We start from the raw sequence: 7,490 nt of genomic DNA on the forward strand, positions 1-7,490 counted from the left end.
ATCTCGCCCGCACCGTGGTGCGCCGGGCCGAGCGGATGACCACCGCCAGCACGGTGAGCGCCTGGAATGCAATGCGGTACCACATCATCTGGTTCTGCTTCTTGCCCGACAGATCCTTGCCGGAGGCGAGCAGGTACAGACCACGACCCAGCGCACCCACCGTGAGCAGGGCGCCGATGACAATCACGACAATCATGAAACCGTTCATAAGTCTCCATCCTCAACGGCCATACTCAACAGGCACGCCAGCCCAGAACGGGCACAGGTTATTGGCGAACGTGTGGATTAACGGTTTTCTCCCGCGCCCGCAAATCAGCTCTCGAGTGAGGCCTCCAGCCCCAGGCGGCGCAGGACGTCCCGGCGCGTCCACCCCTGCGCCCGCAAGTCCGCCAGCGAGGGGGAGCCCGCCCGCTTGGCAAGACGCTGGCCGGTCTCGTCCGTCAGCAGGCGGTGGTGGTGGTAGGCGGGCGTCGGCAGGCCGAGCAGGGCCTGCAGCAGCCGGTGGATGTGGGTGGCGTGAAACAGGTCCTGCCCGCGAATGATATGGGTGATGCCCTGCAGCGCATCGTCCACCGTCACGGCCAGATGATAGCTGGTGGGGGTTTCCTTGCGGGCCAGCACCACGTCGCCCAGGCTGAGGGGATCAGCGGTGATTTCCCCTGCCTGCGCATCGTGCCAGACCAGCGGGCCGGTCTGCGTGAGGGCCCGGTCCGTGTGCAGGCGCAGGGCATAGGCCGCGCCGGACCGGATGCGGGCCTGCCGCTCGTCTTCCGACAAATGCTTGCACAGGCCCGGGTAGAGCGGGCCGTCGGGCCCGTGAGGGGCCGCGCCGGAGCGGGCGACCTCGGCCGCGATGTCCTTCCGGGTGCAGAAGCAGGGATAAAGCAGGCCCATGGCGGAGAGCCGGTCAAGCGCCGCGCTGTAATCGGCCATGTGCTCGCTCTGGCGGCGCACCGGCGTTTCCCAGTTGAGGCCGAGCCAGTCCAGATCCTCGAAGATGCCCTCGATGAGCTCGGGACGGCAGCGGGTGCCGTCGATGTCCTCGATGCGCAGGAGGAACCGCCCGCCGTGCTGCTCTGCGAAGCGGGCGTTCAGCAGGGCCGAGTAGGCATGGCCCAGGTGCAGCCGCCCGGTGGGAGACGGCGCGAACCGGGTGAGGACGGAAGCGGTGCCGTGGGGAGACGTGCCGTGAGGCGGCGTGCCGGGAGCGGAAGCGGTGGGCGCAGACATGGCCGTGACCCTAGACCGGCGCGGACCCGCGTGGAAGAGGCCGATCGAGGGGCTGTGACCCAATAGAGTTCGGTCGGAGGAATTAAATCATTGTTATTGTTTTTTTCCTATTGACGGCCGAAACGATCAGGAATAAAAGAAGAACATACGGTATGGAAAGTGGTGAGCGTGGCGTGAAGGCGTAACCCGGTGTCAGCAACACCCAGTTTTGTCGCGTGGCGCTTCGCTCTTTCTCATTGTGATAAAAACCGCCTGCGCGGTGGGGTGCTTCCCTGCCCGGCCGGAGCTCTACGCCCGGCGCGGGTAGGCGACGCGGGTCAGCCGGTGGTACAGGCAGGCCGTCGCCACCAGGCAGACCGAGCCCAGCAGCACCGGCGCGAACAGGAAGCCGAAGCTGGGGTCGGAGGCGAACACCACCAGCGGGTTGCCCCCTGCCGGCGGGTGCGTCAGGCGCAGGAAGGCCATGAGGGTGATCGCCAGCCCCACGCCCAGCGCTGCCGCCCACCAGGCTCCCGGCAGCAGGGCGTGCAGCGCCAGCCCGACCAGCGCGCCGATGAAGTGCCCGCCCACCACGTTGGCGGGCTGGGACAGCGGGCTGTCATGGGTGGAGAACAGCAGCACGGCGCTCGCCCCGAACGGAGCGATGAGGAGCGGGTTTCCCGAGTAGACGCTGATCGCCGCAACGAGGCCGATGCCGAGAATGCCGCCGACTCCGGCCATGATGGCATGGCGGGGGTGAGCCTTGGGCTGATGACGGGCTACATAGTGACGCACGAAAGCACACTACCTGGGGCTGTTGTCGTTCCGGATCGTGGCCCATGCCCCATGGCCAATCGGAGCACAACAGAGAAAAACTATCCGCAGCCCAAACATTCGGCGGGTGGGGGCGAAATATCCTCGAGATTTCTTGGGGTCCGGGCAGATCGTTACGCATTCATAGACTTGACGATACCAGATCATGTCATGTCATTATGCTGCAGCACGAGGTGTGGTAGAACTCGTGTCGTTGCGGAACCAACTGTCGAGCGGCCCCGTCGGCCGGCTTGAGTGCGACAAGTCCGATCGGTCGCGGTCGCTTTCCTAGCAGAAAGCGAAAGCGAACCCTCAATGTACCACCCTGCCGTTCTGCCGAAGCCGGAGCCCGTCCTCCCGAAGCTGGAGCAGTGTCCCGCGCTGGTCCTGAACGCGGACTGCACACCCCTCTCCTACTACCCCTTGAGCCTGTGGGATTGGCAAACGGCCCTCAAGGCCGTGTTTCTGGAGCGGGTGAACATCGTGGCGGAGTATGACCGCGAGGTTCATTCTCCCAGCTTCACCATGAGGCTGCCCTCGGTCATCAGCCTCAAGCAGTATGTGAAGCCGGCACGCTACCCGGCCTTCACCCGGTTCAACCTGTTCCTGCGTGACCGCTTCGCCTGCACCTACTGCGGCGCGGGCGAAGACCTGACTTTCGACCACGTGGTGCCCCGGTCCCACGGCGGCCGCACCACCTGGGAGAACGTGACCACCGCCTGCGCTCCCTGCAACCTGCGCAAGGGCGGACGCACGCCGGCTGAGGCGGGCATGCATCCCCACATCAAGCCGCACCAGCCGACAACCTTCCAGCTCCAGCAGAACGGGCGCGCCTTCCCGCCCCGGTTCCTTCACAAAACCTGGCGGGACTACCTCTACTGGGATACCGAGCTGGAGGCGTAGCCGGCAGCGGCCGCTGAAACAGCGGGGGTGCAGGAGACCAAAGCCCCCTGCAAAAGAGCACCTTCAGCCGGACAGAGAGTCGGGCAGACGGAAGGTCAGGCAATCAACTGACTACGCCTTGTGAACCGGCTTGGCGCGGGCGGGCCAGGAGTCGGTCAGGTCTTCAAGCGCGATCTCGACGCATTCCACTTCCAGGCGCACGGCGGCAGGCCCGGCGAAGTCGAGATCGAGGGTAGCAGCGCCATCCTCTCCCGGTGTCACGGTCACGGCGAGCAGCTCGAGGACCGCGTCCTGATCGGCGGCGGCAGGCCAACCCTTGCGGGCCGCCTTCATCACGCCTTCGATGCGCAGGGCGGTGCGCACACGGCGCGGCTCCGTCGCCGCCTCTTCCCACTGGAAACGGTTCATCAGCAGCACGAAGCGGCGATGCTTCTGGTCGAGGCAGACCTCGGACGGCCGCACCACCGCGTCCTGCACCAAGGCAGAGATAACGGGGACGTCGTCGCTGTCCTGAGCCAGAAGTCGGAGTGGTTTCGACATGCGCTCGCCTCCTTTACCCGCGTCAACCTTGAGCTGTGCCCGGGGCGCGGCCTTGGGCCTGCACGCAGGGCCCGCGCCCCATGGCACCGTCGTCAGCCGGCGCTCACCCGCTCGATATCGGCGCCGACGGCAGAGAGCTTTTCCTCCAGCCGTTCATAGCCCCGGTCAAGATGGTAGATACGGCTGACCGTGGTCTCGCCGCGCGCCGCCAGCCCGGCGATCACCAGGCTCATGGAAGCGCGCAGGTCCGTCGCCATGACCGGCGCGCCGGTCAGAAACTCTGCACCGCGCACGAAGGCCGAACGCCCCCGCACCTGAATATCGGCTCCCATGCGGGCAAGTTCCGGCACGTGCATGTAGCGGTTCTCGAAAATCGTCTCGGTCAGCACGCTCGCGCCGTCCGCCAGCGCCAGCATGGCCATGAACTGGGCCTGCATGTCGGTCGGAAAGCCCGGATAGGGGGCGGTGGTGACGGAGATGCCCTTCAGGCCGCCGTTGCTGCGGGCAACCCGCAGGCTGTTGCGGCTGGCGGTGATGGAGACACCGGCCTCCTCGAACGCCTGAATGACCGAGCCCATGGTATCGGCATTGATGCCCACCAGTTCCAGCTCACCCCCGGTGATGGCCGCCGCACAGGCGTAGGACCCCGCCTCGATGCGATCCGCCATGACCGCATAGGTGGCGCCATGCAGGCGGGTCTTGCCCTTCACGACGATGCGCTCGGTGCCCACGCCCTCGATCTCGGCTCCCATGGCGGTCAGGCAGTTGGCCAGATCGACGATCTCGGGCTCGCGCGCCGCATTCTCGATAATGGTCTCGCCATCGGCCAGCGTGGCCGCCATCAGGATGTTCTCCGTCGCACCCACCGATACGAACGGGAAACGCACCACGCCGCCCTTCAGGCCATCCGGCGCCATCGCCTTTACGTAGCCCTGGGCAAGCTCGATCTTCGCGCCCAGCGCCTCGAGGCCCTTCAGATGCAGGTCGATGGGGCGGGTGCCGATGGCGCAGCCACCGGGCAGGGAGACGGTCGCCTCGCCGCAGCGGGCCAGCAGCGGACCCAGCACGAGGACGGAGGCGCGCATGCGGCGCACGATGTCATAAGGCGCGACCGTGCTGGTGATGCGGCTGGCCTTCAGGGTCATCACCCGGCCGAATTCCTCGGGGCGAGAGCCCTCCAGGATCATCGACACGCCGTGCTGGTTGAGCAGGTGGGTGAAGGTGTCGATGTCCGCCAGACGCGGCAGGTTGCGCAGGGTCAGCGGCTCTTCGGTCAGGATGGCCGCCGGCAGCAGCGTCAGCGCCGCGTTCTTGGCTCCCGAGATGGGAATGCGCCCGCTCAGCGGTTTGCCGCCGCGAATGATGATCTTGTCCATGAGCTGTTCCTAATCCGGCGGCTCTTCTACTTCACAACAAATGCTTCAGCGCGCACTGGAAGGCACGCTGGAGATGGCCCCTAGAGGCGCGGCAGGGTGACGCCGCGCTGGCCCTGGTACTTGCCGGCTCGGTCCGCGTAGGAAACCTCGCACGGCTCGTTGCCCTGCAGGAACAGGAACTGGCACGCGCCCTCGTTGGCATAGACCTTGGCGGGCAGCGGCGTGGTGTTGGAGAATTCCAGCGTCACGTGACCCTCCCAGCCCGGCTCGAGCGGGGTAACGTTCACGATGATGCCGCAGCGGGCATAGGTGGACTTGCCAAGGCAGATCACCAGCACATCGCGCGGGATGCGGAAATACTCCACCGTACGCGCCAGCACGAAGGAGTTGGGCGGGATGATGCAGACGTCCTGCTTGCGGTCCACGAAGGAATGGGGGGAGAAGTCCTTCGGGTCCACCACCGCGTTGTCCACGTTGGTGAAGATCTTGAACTCGTCCGCCACCCGGGCATCGTAACCGTAGGACGACAGGCCGTAGGAGATGCAGTCGTTCCGCTCCTGACGGTCGACGAAGGGTTCGATCATTCCCTCGTTGAGAGCCTTTTCACGGATCCAGCGATCGGACATCAAGGACATGGGCGGACAGTTCCCCTTGCGGCAGGTAAACGCAGCATCGAAATGGCGGAGCTCCGCTTTCACGGAGGCGTTTCGCGTTCTAGCCGCTCAGGCGGGAGCCGACAAGGCAACAGCGGGCATCAATTCGGCGATTCGCCGCTCACGCCCCGCCATCTGCCCAGGTGCCGCGCACCTGCACCCGCCCCTGCGCTATCGGCGCACGGCGATGATCTCCAGCACCGTCGGGGTGATCATCAGGGTCGAGGGCTCACCGCTGCGCTCCTGAAAATCGGCGCTGATCTCGTCCGCCAGCGCGGGGGCGATGCGGCCCAGATCCACCAGCCGCCGCAGGTTGACGTCGATGAAGCTGGCGGGCCACTGCCACACGAAGCTGGACGGGCGGATGATGTCGATGACCGGGCGCAGCTCGCGCAGCTCGAAGCCCGCCTCCTCCAGCCAGCCGGGGAGATCGAGCGCTATGTCTGGCTCGCCGCCGTCGTCCCGCCAGCTGCCCATGACCTCGGCAACGAACTTCTCCAGCAAGGCAGAGCGGGGCGCGAGCCGCCAGGTGCGGTAGTCGAGGTATTCATGGATGACGAGCGCGCCGCCCGGCCGGAGGGCGTCCGCTATCCCTTCCAGCAGTTGCAGGGGCTGGCGCAGGAACGCGAAGATCCAGCGGCACCATGCGCCGTCCATGGAGCCATCCTCCACCGGCAGGCCGTCGATGGAGACATCCTGGCAATGGGCGGCGATGTTCCCGTAGCCGCAGCGTCGGGCCCGCTCGCGCAGCACCGTGACGAACCGCTCGGAACGCTCGATGGCACACACCTGCCCCTCGGGCCCGACCAGATCCGCAAGGTCGAAGGCGGCGTATCCCGGCCCCGCGCCCACGTCGAGCAATCGGTGCCCGCGCGTAAAACCGGCGCGACGCCAGGCGTCCAGGGCCCGGGCGCGCCAGACCTGATGCTGAAGGCCCAGGCGCTCCACCTCCGCGTCGTGCGTGCCGAGAATATAGTCCTGCTCGCTGGTCGGCGTCATGGCTCCCCCCTTGGTCTCAACAGGGTCATCTCGAAGGCGCATCCGGGCGGATCAAATGGCAGAGGCGCGCACGCTGCGCCGCCTCCGGCTCAAGTCAGAGAGCTTACCCGGATATGGGGGCTAACGCATGGGATGGATTTTTGTCGTGCGCGGGTGCGTTGAACCGTCGAAAACCCAAATCCGGAGAAGAACATGCGGCCGGGCGGCGGAGCGCTGCACGCGCTCAGGCGCAGGTACAGGTACAGGCATAGATACAGGCACCGGCACAAGGGCGCAGGTCAGCCGCGAATGTGCAGCACGCAGATGAGGGTGAACAGGCGGCGGGCGGTCTCGAAATCAACGTCCAGCTTGTCGGACAGCCGATCCATCAGCAGTTCGGCGGCATGGTTGTGAATGCCCCGCCGTCCCATGTCGATGGCCTCGATCTGACTGGGGGACGCGTTGCGAATCGCCTGATAGTAGCTCTCGCAGATGGCGAAATACTCGCGGATGACGCGCCGGAATGGACTCATGGGCACCACCACCGTCTCCAGCCGCGCGCCCTCCTCGTTGGAGATATCGAGTGCGAGACGGCCCTCCTCTACGCGCATGAGCAGCTTGTAGGGTCCCTTGTACCCATCCGGGTACTCGGTGCGCGGCTCGAAGTGGTTGCCTTCGAGCAGATCGAAGATGGCGACGCGGCGCTCCTGCTCCACGTCGGCATTGCGCCACAGGATCGTGCGCTCGTCGAGGTCGACCGAGATAATCCGTTGTGTGGTTTGCGCGCGCGTCATCAACGCCTGCATAGCAGATTTTCGGGCCTGACCATTACGCTGAAAATCAACCGGTCCGCCTCAGGGGCCGGCCAGCAGGCTGTCGGGGGTCAGGACCGCCGCGATCAGCCGCTCCAGTTCCTCGCCTTCCGCCGCCACCTGACCGTCAAGCACAAGGAGGCTGAGGCCGTGTACCAGCGACCAGGCGCGTAGGGCATGAATCCGAATCACGGCGGTGTCGTCCT

The 7,490-nt window shown here is 66.0% G+C and carries 9 protein-coding genes; 1 reads left to right on the forward strand and 8 read right to left on the reverse strand.

The window, feature by feature from the left end; all coding sequences use genetic code 11:
- The 3 genes from VIG90_RS03445 to VIG90_RS03455 form a co-directional block, all read right to left on the reverse strand.
- Nucleotides 1-208 (reverse strand): HIG1 domain-containing protein (locus VIG90_RS03445; protein ID WP_331592041.1); only part of this gene is annotated, 208 nt, incomplete at its 3' end.
- Between the two features lie 104 nt (nt 209-312).
- Nucleotides 313-1,230, reverse strand: a complete 918-nt coding sequence (gene gluQRS / locus VIG90_RS03450) for a tRNA glutamyl-Q(34) synthetase GluQRS (protein ID WP_331592042.1) — start codon at nt 1,228-1,230, stop codon at nt 313-315.
- A gap of 288 nt (nt 1,231-1,518) precedes the next feature.
- The gene (locus tag VIG90_RS03455) at nt 1,519-2,004 is read right to left on the reverse strand and encodes an HPP family protein (protein ID WP_331592043.1); all 486 of its coding nucleotides are present in this window, start codon (nt 2,002-2,004) and stop codon (nt 1,519-1,521) included.
- Between the two features lie 333 nt (nt 2,005-2,337).
- Between VIG90_RS03455 and VIG90_RS03460 the strand changes: the two genes are divergently transcribed.
- Nucleotides 2,338-2,925, forward strand: coding sequence for an HNH endonuclease (locus tag VIG90_RS03460; protein WP_331592044.1), 588 nt, complete (start codon nt 2,338-2,340; stop codon nt 2,923-2,925).
- 111 nt (nt 2,926-3,036) lie between these two features.
- Here VIG90_RS03460 and VIG90_RS03465 read toward each other — a convergent pair whose 3' ends face one another.
- From VIG90_RS03465 to VIG90_RS03485, 5 genes are all read right to left on the reverse strand, one after another.
- On the reverse strand, nt 3,037-3,465 hold the full coding sequence (locus VIG90_RS03465) for a DUF2948 family protein (protein ID WP_331592045.1): 429 nt from the start codon (nt 3,463-3,465) through the stop codon (nt 3,037-3,039).
- A gap of 92 nt (nt 3,466-3,557) precedes the next feature.
- Nucleotides 3,558-4,841, reverse strand: coding sequence for a UDP-N-acetylglucosamine 1-carboxyvinyltransferase (gene murA / locus VIG90_RS03470; RefSeq protein ID WP_331592046.1), 1,284 nt, complete (start codon nt 4,839-4,841; stop codon nt 3,558-3,560).
- Between the two features lie 80 nt (nt 4,842-4,921).
- Entirely contained in the window at nt 4,922-5,476 is a 555-nt protein-coding gene (gene dcd / locus VIG90_RS03475) for a dCTP deaminase (RefSeq protein ID WP_331592047.1), read from the reverse strand.
- A 189-nt stretch (nt 5,477-5,665) separates the two neighbouring features.
- Nucleotides 5,666-6,493 carry a methyltransferase domain-containing protein gene (locus VIG90_RS03480; protein WP_331592048.1) on the reverse strand — a complete coding sequence of 276 codons (828 nt, stop codon included), beginning with the start codon at nt 6,491-6,493 and terminating at the stop codon, nt 5,666-5,668.
- Nucleotides 6,494-6,771: 278 nt separating this feature from the next.
- Nucleotides 6,772-7,266 (reverse strand): UPF0262 family protein, encoded by a 495-nt coding sequence (locus VIG90_RS03485; protein WP_331592049.1) that lies wholly within the window; start codon nt 7,264-7,266, stop codon nt 6,772-6,774.
- Between the last annotated feature and the right edge of the window lie 224 nt (nt 7,267-7,490).

The organism is Pedomonas sp. (genome assembly GCF_036515995.1).
Classification (GTDB): Bacteria; Pseudomonadota; Alphaproteobacteria; order Sphingomonadales; family Sphingomonadaceae; genus Pedomonas.